The 13,724-nt window shown below is 72.6% G+C and carries 14 protein-coding genes; 11 read left to right on the top strand and 3 right to left on the bottom strand.

From position 1 onward, the window contains the following. The first annotated feature begins 33 nt into the window (after nt 1–33). Entirely contained in the window at nt 34–714 is a 681-nt protein-coding gene (locus tag J3P38_RS11605; protein WP_307807869.1) for an HAD family hydrolase, read from the top strand. A gap of 156 nt (nt 715–870) precedes the next feature. Here the strand turns inward: J3P38_RS11605 and J3P38_RS11600 are convergent, their stop codons facing one another. Next, nucleotides 871–1,821 carry a RecB family exonuclease gene (locus tag J3P38_RS11600; RefSeq protein ID WP_210440952.1) on the bottom strand — a complete coding sequence of 317 codons (951 nt, stop codon included), beginning with the start codon at nt 1,819–1,821 and terminating at the stop codon, nt 871–873. A gap of 89 nt (nt 1,822–1,910) precedes the next feature. Here J3P38_RS11600 and J3P38_RS11595 point away from each other — a divergent pair, with 89 nt between their 5' ends. The 5 genes from J3P38_RS11595 (at nt 1,911) to J3P38_RS11575 (ending at nt 6,854) form a co-directional block, all read left to right on the top strand. Continuing rightward, nucleotides 1,911–3,080 carry a site-2 protease family protein gene (locus tag J3P38_RS11595; protein WP_307807868.1) on the top strand — a complete coding sequence of 390 codons (1,170 nt, stop codon included), beginning with the start codon at nt 1,911–1,913 and terminating at the stop codon, nt 3,078–3,080. 31 nt (nt 3,081–3,111) lie between these two features. Next, on the top strand, nt 3,112–4,071 hold the full coding sequence (locus tag J3P38_RS11590; RefSeq protein ID WP_210440951.1) for a tRNA (adenine-N1)-methyltransferase: 960 nt from the start codon (nt 3,112–3,114) through the stop codon (nt 4,069–4,071). After that, nucleotides 4,068–4,613 (top strand): GrpB family protein, encoded by a 546-nt coding sequence (locus J3P38_RS11585; RefSeq protein WP_210440950.1) that lies wholly within the window; start codon nt 4,068–4,070, stop codon nt 4,611–4,613. The genes J3P38_RS11590 and J3P38_RS11585 overlap by 4 nt, the downstream gene beginning before the upstream one ends. Before the next feature lie 126 nt (nt 4,614–4,739). Continuing rightward, nucleotides 4,740–6,485, top strand: a complete 1,746-nt coding sequence (arc, locus tag J3P38_RS11580) for a proteasome ATPase (RefSeq protein WP_210440949.1) — start codon at nt 4,740–4,742, stop codon at nt 6,483–6,485. Between the two features lie 21 nt (nt 6,486–6,506). Next, nucleotides 6,507–6,854, top strand: coding sequence for a hypothetical protein (locus J3P38_RS11575; protein WP_210440948.1), 348 nt, complete (start codon nt 6,507–6,509; stop codon nt 6,852–6,854). 158 nt (nt 6,855–7,012) lie between these two features. Here J3P38_RS11575 and J3P38_RS11570 read toward each other — a convergent pair whose 3' ends face one another. Then, a complete protein-coding gene (locus J3P38_RS11570; protein ID WP_210440947.1) occupies nt 7,013–7,636 on the bottom strand; it encodes a class I SAM-dependent methyltransferase in 624 nt (207 codons plus the stop codon). A 3-nt stretch (nt 7,637–7,639) separates the two neighbouring features. On the opposite strand from J3P38_RS11570, the gene dop reads away from it, so the two are divergent. The 4 genes from dop to prcA all read left to right on the top strand — a co-directional run bounded on the left by dop (nt 7,640) and on the right by prcA (nt 11,729). Next, a complete protein-coding gene (gene dop / locus J3P38_RS11565) occupies nt 7,640–9,160 on the top strand; it encodes a depupylase/deamidase Dop (protein ID WP_210440946.1) in 1,521 nt (506 codons plus the stop codon). Nucleotides 9,161–9,659: 499 nt separating this feature from the next. Next, entirely contained in the window at nt 9,660–9,857 is a 198-nt protein-coding gene (locus J3P38_RS11560; RefSeq protein WP_172261243.1) for a ubiquitin-like protein Pup, read from the top strand. A gap of 26 nt (nt 9,858–9,883) precedes the next feature. Then, a complete protein-coding gene (gene prcB / locus J3P38_RS11555; protein ID WP_210441593.1) occupies nt 9,884–10,684 on the top strand; it encodes a proteasome subunit beta in 801 nt (266 codons plus the stop codon). Nucleotides 10,685–10,694: 10 nt separating this feature from the next. Next, the gene (gene prcA / locus J3P38_RS11550; protein WP_210503750.1) at nt 10,695–11,729 is read left to right on the top strand and encodes a proteasome subunit alpha; all 1,035 of its coding nucleotides are present in this window, start codon (nt 10,695–10,697) and stop codon (nt 11,727–11,729) included. On the opposite strand, the gene J3P38_RS11545 is transcribed toward prcA, so the two are convergent. Continuing rightward, the gene (locus J3P38_RS11545; protein WP_210503749.1) at nt 11,675–12,223 is read right to left on the bottom strand and encodes a hypothetical protein; all 549 of its coding nucleotides are present in this window, start codon (nt 12,221–12,223) and stop codon (nt 11,675–11,677) included. The two genes, prcA and J3P38_RS11545, sit on opposite strands and share 55 nt — an antisense overlap. Before the next feature lie 97 nt (nt 12,224–12,320). On the opposite strand from J3P38_RS11545, the gene pafA reads away from it, so the two are divergent. Next, nucleotides 12,321–13,682, top strand: coding sequence for a Pup--protein ligase (gene pafA / locus J3P38_RS11540; protein ID WP_210440943.1), 1,362 nt, complete (start codon nt 12,321–12,323; stop codon nt 13,680–13,682). The last annotated feature ends 42 nt before the right edge of the window (nt 13,683–13,724 follow it).

The following is a 13,724-nucleotide window of genomic DNA, read 5'->3' as shown; positions in this document are numbered from 1 at the left end:
CGAGCCGCTGCCCACGTCGATAGGGTCGCTCGGGTGACCCTCCCGGCGCCGCCGCACCCCCTGCCCGCCGCAGTCCTCTGGGACATGGACGGCACGCTCGTCGACACCGAGCCGTACTGGATCGCCACCGAGTACGAGATGGCGGAAAGGTACGGCGGGACGTGGTCGCACGAGCACGCGATGAACCTCGTCGGCAACGCCCTGCTGGAGTCGGGCGACTACATCCGGGTGCACATGGGCATCGACCGGACGCCTCAGCAGATCGTCGACGAGCTGCTCGACGGCGTGGTCGCCCGGGTCGAGGAGGAGGTCCCGTGGCGTCCCGGTGCCCGCGAGCTGCTCACCGACCTGCACGCGCACGGTGTCCCCTGCGCGCTGGTGACCATGTCGTGGCAGCGGTTCGTGACGCCGATCCTGTCGCGGCTCCCGGCCGGCACCTTCGCCAGCGTCGTCACCGGCGACCGCGTGGAGTTCGGCAAGCCGCACCCCGAGCCGTACCTCACCGCCGCCGCCGAGCTCGGCCTGCACCCCGGACAGTGCCTGGCCATCGAGGACTCCAACACCGGCGCCAAGTCGGCGGTCGCCGCCGGCTGCACGGTCCTGTGCGTGCCGAACCACGTGCCGATCCTCGAGGGGGACGGGCGCGTGTTCGCCGACTCCCTCGTCGGGCTCGACCCGCCCGCGCTGGGGCGGATGCTCGCGCGGAAGGGCTGAGCCGGCGCCGCCGCGTCGCCCCCGGCGGCGCGGGCGTGGGCGGGCGTCACACGAAGGCGTACGTATGGGTGCGGGTCCGCATAACGCTGGCGCCGGCACGCTGGCGCCGGCAGGCGGGCGGCGGAGGACCGGGCGGTGAGGGGCGAGGGGCGGAGCTCAGTCCGCGGACTCGTCGACCGAGGCGTCCGCCCGGCCCGCCAGCGGCGCCGGCGGCTCGGGGAGGGGCGGGACGGTGCCGCCCTTGGTCGGGCAGTACTGGTGGAAGGAGCACCAGTCGCACAGGCGTGACGGGCTGGGTCGCCAGTCGCCCGTCTCCTGCGCCAGCCGGATCGCCCGCCACAGCGCCTCGACCTTGCGCTCGGTGGCGAGCAGGTCGTGCTCGTCGGGCTCGTAGCGGACGATCTCGCCGTTGCCGAGGTAGACCAGCTGGAGCACCGACGGCACGATGCCGCGCAGGCGCCAGATGACGAGGGCGTAGAACTTCATCTGGAACAGCGCCTTGGCCTCGAAGCCCTCGCCCGGGCTGCGGCCGGTCTTGTAGTCGACCACCCGGATCCGGCCGTCGGGAGCCACGTCGACCCGGTCGACGAACCCGCGCAGCAGGAGCCGGGACTCGAGCAGCGCCTCGACGTAGAGCTCGCGCTCGGCCGGCTCGAGCCGGCGCGGGTCCTCGAGGTCGAAGTAGCGCTCGAGCACCGTGCGGCAGGACGCGAGCCATGCCGCCTGGTCCGGGCCGTCGCCGCCGAACATGTCGGCGAGGGCGGGCTCGATATCGAGAAGGTCGCTCCAGGCCGGCGCGAGCATGTCGGCGGCCCGCTCCGGGGTCCGGTCCGACGCCGGCAGGTCGAAGAGGTCCTCGAGCACCTTGTGCACCACGGTGCCGCGGGCGGCATCGGGCGACGGCTCCTCGGGCAGCCGGTCGACGGTGCGCAGGCGGTACATCAGCGGACAGGTCATGAAATCGCTCGCGCGGCTCGGCGACAGGGCGCCGAGCACCTCCACTCCGTCGACGGGGGTGGACACACGCTCGGCGGGGGACTCGACGGGACGCCGAGCGGGCGCGGGGGCGGGCGCCGGGACGACGGAGGCCGGGACGGGTATCGACATGACGCCGTCACCCTAGGCGAGGGGTGCGACAGCGCCCTCCGCCGCTCCTGCGCGCCGGCGCCGTGGGTGGCGTTCGTTAGGGTTCAAGCGTGCCCGACCCGACCGATCCGGCCCCTGCCCAGGGGCGTCCCCGCCGTACGCCGCGCGCCCGGGGCACGCTGCGGATCGGCTCGATCGCGGGCATCGACGTGCTCATCACGAGCTCCTGGTTCATCGTCGCGCTCCTGATCTCGCTCACCTTCGCCCCGCGGATCGAGCAGGAGGAGCCGGGGCTGGGCTTCTGGAAGTACGTCGCCGGATTCGTCTTCGCGGTCGTGCTCTACCTCTCGGTGCTACTCCACGAGGCCTCGCACGCCGTCACGGCGCAGCGACTCGGCTACGGCGTCACCTCGATCACGCTCCACTTCCTCGGTGGCATGACCGAGATCGACGGGCAGTCGCGCCGGCCGCGCCACGAGTTCTGGATCGCCGTCGTCGGGCCGCTGACGTCGATCGCCGTGGGTGCCGCCGCAGCGGGGCTGTGGTTCGTCGTGCCGGACGGACTCCTGCGGGTCGCGGTCGAGGGGCTGGCCGGTGCCAACCTGCTCATCGGGGTCCTCAACCTCGTCCCCGGGCTGCCGCTCGACGGGGGCCGGGTGCTGAAGTCCGCGGTCTGGGGCGCGTCGGGCGACCAGCACCGCGGCACGATCGTCGCCGGCTGGGGCGGGCGGCTCACCGCCCTGGCGCTGTTGGCGTGGCCGCTCGTCCAGGAGCCGCTGACGGGGTCCGAGCCGACGATCCTCGACCTCGTGCTGGTGTTCATCCTGGGCCTGTTCCTGTGGACCGGCGCCACGGCGGCGATGGCCCACGCCCGGCTGCGGCAGCGGCTCCCCGCGCTGGTCGCGCGACCCCTCGCCCGGCGCACGCTCACCGTCCCCGAGGACCTGCCGCTCGCCGAGGCCGTACGCCGTGCGCAGGAGGCGCAGGCCGGCAGCATCGTCACCGTCGCCGCCGACGGCACGCCGGTCGGCATCGTCAGCGAGGCCGCCGTGACGGCGATGCCGGCGGACCGCCGGCCCTGGGTGGCGGTCTCCACGGTGGCCCGCACCATGGAGGACGGCCTCGCCCTCCCGGCCGCCGTGTCCGGTGAGGACCTCATCCTGGCGATCAGCCGGCGCCCGGCCGAGGAGTACCTCCTCGTCGAGGAGGACGGCCGGATCTACGGCGTGCTGTCGACCGCCGACGTCGATCGCGCCTTCCGGGAGAACGCCCGGCGCTGACGACGCGGCGTCGACCACTAGTCTTCGCGGCATGCCCGAGCCTTCACCCGACGTCCCCGCCGAGGCCTGGTCCGGCGTCCACCGCGGTCCTCTTCGCGAGGGCGAGTGGGTGCGGCTGACCGACCAGAAGGGCCGCAAGCACAACTTCGAGCTCACCGCGGGCAAGCGGTTCTTCTCCAACAAGGGCCACCTGGACCACGACGAGCTCATCGGCCGCGACGAGGGCTTCACGGTCACCTCGTCGGCCGGCGGCCAGTACCTGGTCTTCCGCCCGCTCCTGAACGAGTTCGTCGTGTCGATGCCCCGCGGCGCCGCGGTCGTCTACCCCAAGGACGCCGCCCAGATCGTCGCCCTGGCCGACATCTACCCGGGCGCCCGCGTGGTCGAGGCCGGGGCGGGCTCCGGCGCCCTGACCTGCTCGCTGCTGCGCGCGGTCGGCCCGTGGGGCAGGGTCACGTCGTTCGAGCTGCGCGAGGAGTTCGCCGACGTCGCCCGGCGCAACGTCGGCCAGTTCTTCTCCGCTCCGGAGGGCCACACGCACCCTGCCTGGGACCTGCGCCTGGGCGACCTCAAGGACGGCCTGCCCGCTCTCGGTGGCCAGGTCGACCGGGTCATCCTCGACATGCTCGACCCGTGGAGCTGCGTCGACGTCGTGGCCGAGGCGCTCGTGCCCGGCGGGATCATCTGTGCCTACGTCGCCACCACCACCCAGCTCTCACGTGTCGTGGAGACCCTCCGCGCCCACGGCGGCTTCACCGAGCCGCAGCCCTGGGAGTCGCTGGTGCGCGACTGGCACGTCGAGGGCCTCGCGGTGCGGCCGGGGCACAAGATGATCGGGCACACCGCCTTCCTCGTCACCGCACGCCGGATGGCGCCGGGGGAGAGGCCGCCCCGCAAGACCCGGCGACCCGCGCCCGGAGCGTACGGACCCGACTACACCGGCCCGCGCCCGGCCGACGTCCCGCCGGCGGAGGCGGCCGACGGCGCGTGAGCGGCGTCGAGGTCGTCGACTGGTCACCGGACTGGTCGCGGCAGTTCGAGGAGGTCGCGACCGTCCTGCGCTCGGCCCTCGTCGACGTGCCGTCGGCGCGCGTCGAGCACGTCGGCTCGACGTCGGTCCCCGGGCTGGCCGCCAAGCCGGTCCTGGACATCGACGTGGTCGTCGACGCCGCGGAGGTCCCCGCCGCCGTCGCCGCGCTGGAGGCGGTCGGCTACGTCCACCGCGGCGACCTCGGTGTCCCCGGCCGGGGGGCCTTCCACGCCCCGGGCGGGCCGCGCCGACACGTCTACGTGTGCCCCGCCGGCACCGCCTCGGTGCGCAACCACCTCGCCGTCCGCGACGTCCTGCGCGGCCGCGACGACCTGCGCGACGCGTACGCCGGGGTCAAGCGCGCGCTCGCAGCCGACCCGGCCATGGACATGGACACCTACGTCGCCGGGAAGTCGGCGATCCTGCAGCAGGTGCTCGCGGCGTCGGGGGAGCTCACCGCCGACGAGCTCGAGGAGATCCGCCGCGTCAACGACGCCGGCTGAGGGGGCGCCGCGCCCGCGGATCGGGACAGCCGACGCGGCGGCGTTGCCAAACGGTGACCAACTCAGGCGTGTGTGCCCTTCCCTCCCGCGGATCCGTGGGTAGTGTCACTGAGCAGGAGGTGCGAGATGACGGAGCCGACCCGCGAGCAACTTGCCACCCAGGTGCGCTACCTGGAGGCGGAGGTCACCGACCTGCGCCGCCGCCTCGACGACGTGCCGGGCCACGCCCGGGGCCTGGAGAACCGCCTGGCCGACGCGCAGCGTTCGCTGGCCGCCGTCTCCAGCCAGAACGAGCGCCTGGCCCAGACGCTGCGCGACGCGCGCGACCAGATCACCACGCTCAAGGAGGAGGTCGACCGCCTGGCGCAGCCGCCGGCCGGGTTCGGCACCTTCCTCGGCCGCAACGACGACGACTCGGTCGACGTCTTCACCGGCGGGCGCAAGCTGCGCGTCAGCGTGAGCCCGGCCGTCGACCTCGACGGCCTCGTGCGCGGCCAGGAGGTCATGCTCAACGAGGCGCTCAACGTCGTCGCCGCGCTCGACTTCGAGCAGGTCGGCGAGGTCGTGATGCTCAAGGAGATCCTCGCCGACGGCGAGCGCGCCCTGGTCATCGCCAACGCCGACGAGGAGCGCGTCGTACGTCTTGCCGAGCCGCTGCGCGCCGAGGACGTCACCATCAGGGCGGGCGACTCCCTGCTGCTCGACACCCGCGCCGGCTACGTCTACGAGGTCGTGCCGAAGTCCGAGGTCGAGGAGCTCGTGCTCGAGGAGGTGCCCGACATCGAGTACGGCTCGATCGGCGGCCTCACCACGCAGATCGACGCGATCCGCGACGCCGTCGAGCTGCCGTACCTGCACCCCGAGCTGTTCCGCGACCACGAGCTCAAGCCGCCGAAGGGCGTGCTGCTCTACGGTCCGCCCGGCTGCGGCAAGACGCTCATCGCCAAGGCGGTCGCCAACTCGCTGGCGAAGAAGGTCGCCGAGAAGACCGGCGCGTCGGGGAAGTCCTACTTCCTCAACATCAAGGGACCCGAGCTGCTCAACAAGTACGTCGGCGAGACCGAGCGCCACATCCGGCTGGTCTTCCAGCGGGCGCGCGAGAAGGCGTCGCTCGGCACCCCGGTGATCGTGTTCTTCGACGAGATGGACTCGCTGTTCCGCACCCGCGGGTCCGGCGTCTCCTCCGACGTGGAGAACACCATCGTCCCGCAGCTGCTGAGCGAGATCGACGGCGTCGAGGCGCTGGAGAACGTGCTGGTGATCGGGGCGTCCAACCGCGAGGACATGATCGACCCGGCCATCCTGCGCCCGGGCCGGCTCGACGTGAAGATCAAGATCGAGCGGCCGGACGCCGAGTCGGCGCGCGACATCTTCTCCAAGTACCTCACGGCGCGGCTGCCGCTGCACGCCGACGACCTCGCCGAGTTCGGCAACGACCGCGAGGCCACGGTCAACGCGATGATCCGCGCCACGGTGGAGCGGATGTACACCGAGTCGGAGGAGAACCGCTTCCTCGAGGTCACCTACGCCAACGGCGACAAGGAGGTCCTCTACTTCAAGGACTTCAACTCCGGCGCGATGATCCAGAACATCGTCGACCGGGCGAAGAAGATGGCGATCAAGGACTTCCTCGACAGCGACCTCAATCCCGCCCAGCGCGGTCTCCGCGTCCAGCACATGCTCCAGGCGTGCGTGGACGAGTTCAAGGAGAACGAGGACCTGCCCAACACGACCAACCCCGACGACTGGGCGCGGATCTCGGGCAAGAAGGGTGAGCGGATCGTCTTCATCCGCACGCTCATCACCGGCAAGCAGGGCACCGAGCCGGGCCGGTCCATCGACACCGTCGCCAACACCGGCCAGTACCTGTGAGCCGGCCGGGGTGAGCCTCCGGTGACCCGCGACGACGACCTCGGCCACGGCGACATCGAGGCCGCCCTCGCCGCCCGTCGCGAGCTCGGTGCGCGCTACGACGCCGAGCTCGTCGACGGGTTCGCCGAGCGCATCGAGCGCGCGGTGGAGCGGCGGGTCGCCGAGCGCGCCGCCCTGGAGCAGCGGCGTACGTCCGCGGTCGCGGGGGCCGGTGGTCGCCAGCTGGCGCTCGGCATCGTCTCGCTCGTCGCCTTCATCCCGATCAGCATCGCCCTCGGCGTGAACGGGGAGTTCCTCGCCCTGCTGGTGACGCTGGCCGGCATCGTCGGGGTGAACCTCGCGCACGCCTGGCAGTCGCGGCGGCCCTGAGCGCGACACCCCTCCGGAGGGTTGCCGCGGGGGCCCGGAGCGCTAGGTTGAGCAGATGCGAACCATTCTGATCATCGTCGTCGTCGTCGTCATCGTCATCTTCCTGCTGGGCTTCCTGCGCCGCGGGCGTTGAGCCTCGGCCGTCCCCGGCCGGGGGTTCACGACGCGCGCAGGCGCGTGCAGTGCACCCAGGGCCGGGCGACGGCGGGCCCGGGCAGGTAGGCCTGCTCGATGTCCTCGACGTGCCATCCGGCCCGCCCCACCAGCGCCGGGACGTCGCGGGTGAGGTGGCAACCACCGGCGAGGGCCCGCTGCACCGGCTCGAGCCGCCGCTGCCAGCGGCGTACGGACTCGTCGGGGGCCAGGCCGTGCTCGAGGACGTGCAGCCGACCGCCGTCGCGCACGACCCGCCTCGCCTCGCGCAGCGCGGCCAGCGGATCCGGGATCGTGCAGAGGCTGAACGTGACCAGCGCGCTGTCGTGGGAGTCGTCGGGCAGGTCGAGGCGCTGGCCGTCGAGCCCGGCGCGGACGACCGGGAGCGCAGCGCCCCTGCGGCGGGGCTCCGAGAGCCGCCAGCCGAGGTCGGAGGGCTCGATGGCGGTGACCGACGTGACCTCCGCGGGGTACCAGGGCACGTTGAGCCCGCTGCCGAAGCCGATCTCCAGCACCCGTCCGGCGAGCCCGGCGCAGGTGGCGGCGCGCACCTCGTGGAGCTCGGGTCCGCGCAGGCTGAGCTCCGTGAGGCGCGGCACGACGCGCTCGTCCCACACCCGTAGGCTCATCCCATGAGCGTACGCCGCGTGATGGGCACGGAGATCGAGTACGGGATCTCGGTGCAGGGGCAGCCCTCGGCCAACCCCATGGTCGCGTCGTCGCAGGTCGTCAACGCCTATGCCAGCTCGACCGCACGGGCGCGTCGCGCGCGGTGGGACTTCGAGGAGGAGTCGCCGCTGCGCGACGCCCGCGGCTTCGACATGGCGCGGCAGGTCGCTGACCCCACCCAGCTGACCGACGAGGACCTCGGCCTCGCCAACGTCATCCTCACCAACGGCGCACGGCTCTACGTCGACCACGCGCACCCGGAGTACTCCTCGCCCGAGGTCACCACGCCGCTCGACGTGGTGCGCTGGGAGAAGGCGGGGGAGCAGGTCATGCTCGACGCGTCGCGGATGGCGGCGCAGGTGCCGGGCAGCACGCCGATCCTGCTCTACAAGAACAACACCGACAACAAGGGTGCGTCCTACGGCGCGCACGAGAACTACCTCATGCGCCGCTCCACCCAGTTCGCGGAGATCGTGCGCCACCTCACGCCGTTCTTCGTCTCCCGCCAGGTCGTCACCGGTGCCGGGCGGGTGGGCATCGGCCAGGACGGCCGCGACACCACGCCCGAGCGCGGGTTCCAGATCAGCCAGCGCTCCGACTACTTCGAGGTGGAGGTCGGGCTCGAGACGACGCTCAAGCGCCCGATCATCAACACCCGCGACGAGCCGCACGCCGATCCCGCGGTCTACCGCCGCCTGCACGTGATCCTGGGCGACGCGAACCTCGCGGAGGTCTCGATCTACCTCAAGGTCGGCACCACCTCGCTCGTGCTGGCGATGATCGAGGACGGCTTCATCGACCGCGACCTCGCCGTCGAGGGGGCCGTGAAGTCGCTGCGCGAGGTCTCCCACGACCCGACGCTGCGGCACCTGCTGACCCTCCGCGACGGTCGTCGGCTCACCGCCGTGCAGCTGCAGCTGGAGTACCTCGAGCTGGCGCGCAAGTACGTCGAGGACCGCTACGGAGCCGACGCCGACGAGCAGACCGTCGACGTGCTCGCCCGCTGGGAGTCGGTGCTCACCCGGCTCGAGCGCGACCCGATGGAGTGCGCCACCGAGCTCGACTGGGTCGCCAAGCTCAAGCTCCTGAACCAGTACCGCGACCGCGACGACCTCGACTGGGACGACGCGAAGCTGCACCTCATCGACCTGCAGTACGCGGACGTGCGCCCCGACAAGGGGCTCTACCACCGCCTGGCCGCTGCCGGGCGGATCGAGCGGCTGCTCGACGACGCCGGCATCGAGGCGGCCATGCACGAGCCGCCGACCGACACCCGGGCCTACTTCCGCGGCCGGTGCCTCGACAAGTACGCCGACGCGGTCGCCGCCGCGTCGTGGGACTCGGTGATCTTCGACCTCCCCGGACGCGAATCGCTCCAGCGGGTCCCGACGATCGACCCGCTCCGCGGCACCCGCGCCCACGTGGGGGAGCTGATCGACCGCAGCGACACCGCGCAGGCGCTCGTCGCGGCGATCACCCGCTGACCGCGCTTGCGCGTCGTCGGGGTGCTGGCCGGCCGGCCGCGGGTGCGGATCCCCCGCTTAAGCGGGGGATTGCGAACTTCCGGGGGTCTGCACGCCCCTCGAAGATCACACAACCCTCGAGAAGTCCGGTCGCGAGCGACGGGGCCAGCGCGGGTAGCCGGCCGGGCCGGCCGGCCGGGTGCGGATCCCCCGCTTAAGCGGGGGATTGCGAACTTCCGGGGGTCTGCACGCCCCTCGGAGATCACACAACCCTGGAGAAGTCCGGCGCGGACGACGGGCCAGCGCGGGTAGCCGGCCGCGTCGGCGCCCGGGTGCGGATCCCCCGCTCAAGCGGGGGATTGCGAACTTCCGGGGGCCTGCACGCCCCCCGAGGTTCACACAACCCTCGAGAAGTGCCGCCCCTGCGCGACGTACGACGACCGCGCGGCCCGCACCGACACACCCGTTCGCCCTGCGGTGAACGCCTTGTGGCGTCAGGGGGAGTGGATAGGGTCGAGTCATGGCCCAGGAGCAGAAGCAGCCGCGCAAGTCCTCGCAGGAGGAGACGGCGACCGAGGAGGTCGTGGAGACCGACGTCGCCGAGCGCAAGGAGATGATCGACGAGGACGTCGACGCGATCCTCGACGAGATCGACGAGGTCCTCGAGACCAACGCCGAGGACTTCGTGAAGTCGTTCATCCAGAAGGGCGGCCAGTGAGCGAGTCCCGGCTGCCCACCTCGTTCATGACGCCCGGCACGTCGAGCTTCACCGACTTCCTGGGTGCACAGGCCCCCGACCTGCTGCCGTCGCGCCGGGCGGTGCCCCCGGGTGACGCGGGCGACCTGGCGCCGCACGGCACCACGATCGTCGCCGCCACCTTCGACGGCGGGGTGGTGATGGCGGGCGACCGCCGGGCCACGATGGGCAACATCATCGCCCAGCGCGACATCGAGAAGGTCTTCCCCGCCGACGAGTACTCGGTCGTGGGCATCGCCGGCACGGCGGGGCTCGCGGTCGAGATGGTGCGGCTGTTCCAGACCGAGCTCGAGCACTACGAGAAGATCGAGGGCACCACGCTGTCCATGGACGGCAAGGCCAACCGCCTGGCCGCCCTCATCCGGGCCAACCTGGGCCTCGCGATGCAGGGCCTCGCCGTGGTCCCGCTGTTCGCCGGGTACGACCTGGCCGCCGGCGGCGGCCGGATCTTCAGCTACGACGTCACCGGCGGCCGCTACGAGGAGACCGCCTTCCACTCGGTCGGCTCCGGCTCCCTCTTCGCGCGGGGCTCGCTGAAGAAGCTCTACCGCGAGGACCTCGACGCCGAGGGCGCCGTGACGGCCGTGATCCAGGCGCTCTACGACGCCGCCGACGACGACTCCGCCACCGGCGGCCCCGACCTCACCCGCCGCATCTTCCCGGTCGTCCACGTCATCACCGCCGACGGCGGGCGCCGGATGCCCGACGACGAGGTCTCCGCCATCGCGGACCGGATGATCGCGTCCCGCATGCGGCGGCCCGACGGCCCTGCCGCCGAGCTGGTCTAGGAGGCCCCGCATGAGCATGCCGTTCTACGTCTCGCCCGAGCAGCTGATGAAGGACCGGGCCGACTTCGCACGCAAGGGCATCGCCCGCGGACGCTCCGTGGTGGCGCTGCAGTACGCCGACGGCGTGCTGTTCGTCTCCGAGAACCCGTCGCAGGCGCTGCACAAGGTCAGCGAGATCTACGACCGGATCGCCTTCGCCGCGGTCGGTCGCTACAACGAGTTCGAGAACCTCCGCATCGCCGGCGTGCGCCTCGCCGACATGCGCGGCTACGCCTACGACCGGCGCGACGTCACGGGCCGCGGCCTGGCCAACGCCTACGCCCAGACGCTGGGCACGATCTTCTCCTCGGGCGGCGAGAAGCCCTACGAGGTGGAGATCTTCGTCGCCGAGATCGGGGACGCGCCCGCGGACGACCAGCTCTACCGGCTCACCTACGACGGCCAGGTCGCCGACGAGCACGGCTTCGCGGTGATGGGCGGGGCGGCCGACGTCGTCGCCGCGCACCTCACCGAGCACTACGTCGAGGGCGCCTCCCTCGAGGACGCGGTCCGGTGCGCCGTCCGCGCGCTCGGTCACAGCGAGACCGACGACCGCGTCATCCCGGCCCGCGACCTTGAGGTGGCGGTGCTCGACCGCACCCGCACGCAGCCGCGCAAGTTCATGCGCCTGCGCGAGGCACGCCTCGCCGAGATCCTGGCCGACCGCGGCCCCGAGCAGGCCGACGCCGCCGCACCCGAGGACGCCCTGGCCGGGGCCGGCCCCCGCCAGTCGGCCACCGACGACCCCGCCGACCCGACCGACCAGGTGTCGGGCGGCACGCCGCCGCTGGAGGACCCCGTCACGGGCGAGCCGCCGGTGGCACCCCCGGTGGCCCCGCCGGTCGTGCCCCCGGTCGCTCCGCCGTCGCAGCCGGGCGAGCGGACACCGACCGACCCGGCGGCGCCCGGCGAGCCGCGGCCTCCGGCGCCACAGCCGCCGACCCAGCCGGGTCAGCCGCCGGCACCCGGCTTGCCGTCGCCCCCGTCGGAGCCCGGCGAGGCCTGAGCCTGCCGCGCCGCGCGTCGCCGGTCCCCGACGCTCATCGCGAGCGAGAGCCCAGCCGCCCCGAGGCCCATCCACAGCCGCGGGCGGCGTACGCCGCGGGCGACCAGCCGCCGCTCGGCCCAGGCGTCCACCGCCTGGCCGCCGCGGCTCGCGCCGGCCACGGCCACGCCAACGACCACGGCCGGGGCCGCGACCGCGAGGGCCTGCGGGTGCGAGGTGCGTGGCCTGTCGGTGATGCCGAACCTCTCGGGGTGCCGCACGACCAGCGCCGTCCCGGCCGCTGCGAGCACCCCCGTCCCGCCGTGCATCGTCCACCGGGCGCCGCGCGACCAGCGCTGGACGGGCATGAGCGTCGTGACGAGCCCGGTGGCGGCGGCCGTCGCGAGGTGGGCGGGCCAGGAATCGAGGCGAGAGTCCAGGAGGGAGTTCAGGCGGGAGTCAGCCCGAGGCTGCGGGCGGAGGTGCGCCCCGGGTGCGGCGGTCGGGTCGTCCATGCCCGCAACCTAGGCGCGAGGCCCAAGGCGGGCGGCGGCCTGCGTGTCACCGCTGCGTACGCCCGCGCGACGTGGACCGCGGGCCTAGTGTGGGGTCATGGACCGGCGGATCTTCGGCATCGAGAACGAGTACGGCGTCACGTGCACGTTCAGGGGCCAGCGCCGCCTGAGCCCCGACGAGGTGGCCCGCTACCTCTTCCGCAAGGTGGTGAGCTGGGGTCGCTCGTCCAACGTGTTCCTGCGCAACGGCGCCCGGCTCTACCTCGACGTCGGCAGCCACCCCGAGTACGCCACCCCCGAGTGCGACGACATCGTCGACCTGGTGACGCACGACAAGGCGGGGGAGCGGATCCTCGAGGGTCTCCTGCTCGACGCCGAGGCCCGCCTCCACGAGGAGGGCATCGCCGGCGACATCTACCTGTTCAAGAACAACACCGACTCCGCCGGCAACTCCTACGGCTGCCACGAGAACTACCTCGTCGGCCGGGCCGGGGAGTTCAGCCGCCTCGCCGACATACTGATCCCGTTCCTGGTGACCCGGCAGATCGTCGTCGGCGCCGGCAAGGTCGTGATGACCCCTCGCGGGGCGTCGTACAGCGTGAGCCAGCGTGCCGAGCACATCTGGGAGGGCGTCAGCAGCGCCACCACGCGCAGCCGCCCGATCATCAACACCCGCGACGAGCCCCACGCGGACGCCGAGCGGTTCCGCCGGCTGCACGTCATCGTCGGCGACTCGAACATGAGCGAGACCACGACGCTGCTCAAGGTGGCGTCGTGCGACCTCGTGCTCCGGATGATCGAGGAGGGCCTGGTGATGCGCGACCTCACGATGGAGAACCCGATCCGGGCGATCCGCGAGATCAGCCACGACCCGTCGGGCCGGCGCAAGGTGCGCCTGGCCAACGGCCGTGAGGCGAGCGCGCTGGAGATCCAGGCGGAGTACCTCGGCAAGGCGCGCGACTTCGTCGACCGGCGCCAGATCTCCACGCCGACCATCGAGCGGGCGCTCGACCTCTGGGAGCGGGCCCTCAAGGCCGTCGAGTCCGACGACCTCGGCCTCGTGGACCGGGAGATCGACTGGGTCATCAAGCTCAAGCTCATCGAGCGCTACCGCGCCAAGCACGGCCTCTCCCTCGGCGATGCCCGCATCGCCCAGCTCGACCTGGCCTACCACGACATCCACCGCGGCCGCGGGCTCTACTACCTCCTGGAGAAGCGCGGTGCCGTGGCCCGCGTCGCCAGCGACCTGAAGATCTTCGAGGCCAAGAGCGTCCCGCCGCAGAACACCCGCGCGCGGCTGCGCGGCGAGTTCATCCGCCGGGCGCAGGAGCGCCGCCGCGACTTCACGGTCGACTGGGTGCACCTCAAGCTCAACGACCAGGCGCAGCGCACCGTGCTCTGCAAGGACCCGTTCAAGGCCTACGACGAGCGCGTGCAGCGGCTCATCGACGGCATGTGAGCCGGCCCGCGCCCCCTGCCGCCCGACCCGGACGCGCCCGAC

Origin of the sequence: Nocardioides xinjiangensis, from assembly GCF_017916455.1 — a bacterium.
In the GTDB taxonomy this organism is placed as follows: domain Bacteria; phylum Actinomycetota; class Actinomycetes; order Propionibacteriales; family Nocardioidaceae; genus Nocardioides; species Nocardioides xinjiangensis.
This window is presented reverse-complemented; position numbering and strand designations above follow the sequence as displayed.

Coding starts and splice junctions, on each gene's coding strand:
- J3P38_RS11600 (WP_210440952.1), bottom strand. CDS start 1,821: ATGTCGATACCCGTCCCGGCCTCCGTCGTCCCGGCGCCCGCCCCCGCG.
- J3P38_RS11590 (WP_210440951.1), top strand. CDS start 3,112: ATGCCCGAGCCTTCACCCGACGTCCCCGCCGAGGCCTGGTCCGGCGTC.
- arc (WP_210440949.1), top strand. CDS start 4,740: ATGACGGAGCCGACCCGCGAGCAACTTGCCACCCAGGTGCGCTACCTG.
- J3P38_RS11570 (WP_210440947.1), bottom strand. CDS start 7,636: ATGAGCCTACGGGTGTGGGACGAGCGCGTCGTGCCGCGCCTCACGGAG.
- dop (WP_210440946.1), top strand. CDS start 7,640: ATGAGCGTACGCCGCGTGATGGGCACGGAGATCGAGTACGGGATCTCG.
- J3P38_RS11560 (WP_172261243.1), top strand. CDS start 9,660: ATGGCCCAGGAGCAGAAGCAGCCGCGCAAGTCCTCGCAGGAGGAGACG.
- prcB (WP_210441593.1), top strand. CDS start 9,884: ATGACGCCCGGCACGTCGAGCTTCACCGACTTCCTGGGTGCACAGGCC.
- prcA (WP_210503750.1), top strand. CDS start 10,695: ATGAGCATGCCGTTCTACGTCTCGCCCGAGCAGCTGATGAAGGACCGG.
- J3P38_RS11545 (WP_210503749.1), bottom strand. CDS start 12,223: ATGGACGACCCGACCGCCGCACCCGGGGCGCACCTCCGCCCGCAGCCT.
- pafA (WP_210440943.1), top strand. CDS start 12,321: ATGGACCGGCGGATCTTCGGCATCGAGAACGAGTACGGCGTCACGTGC.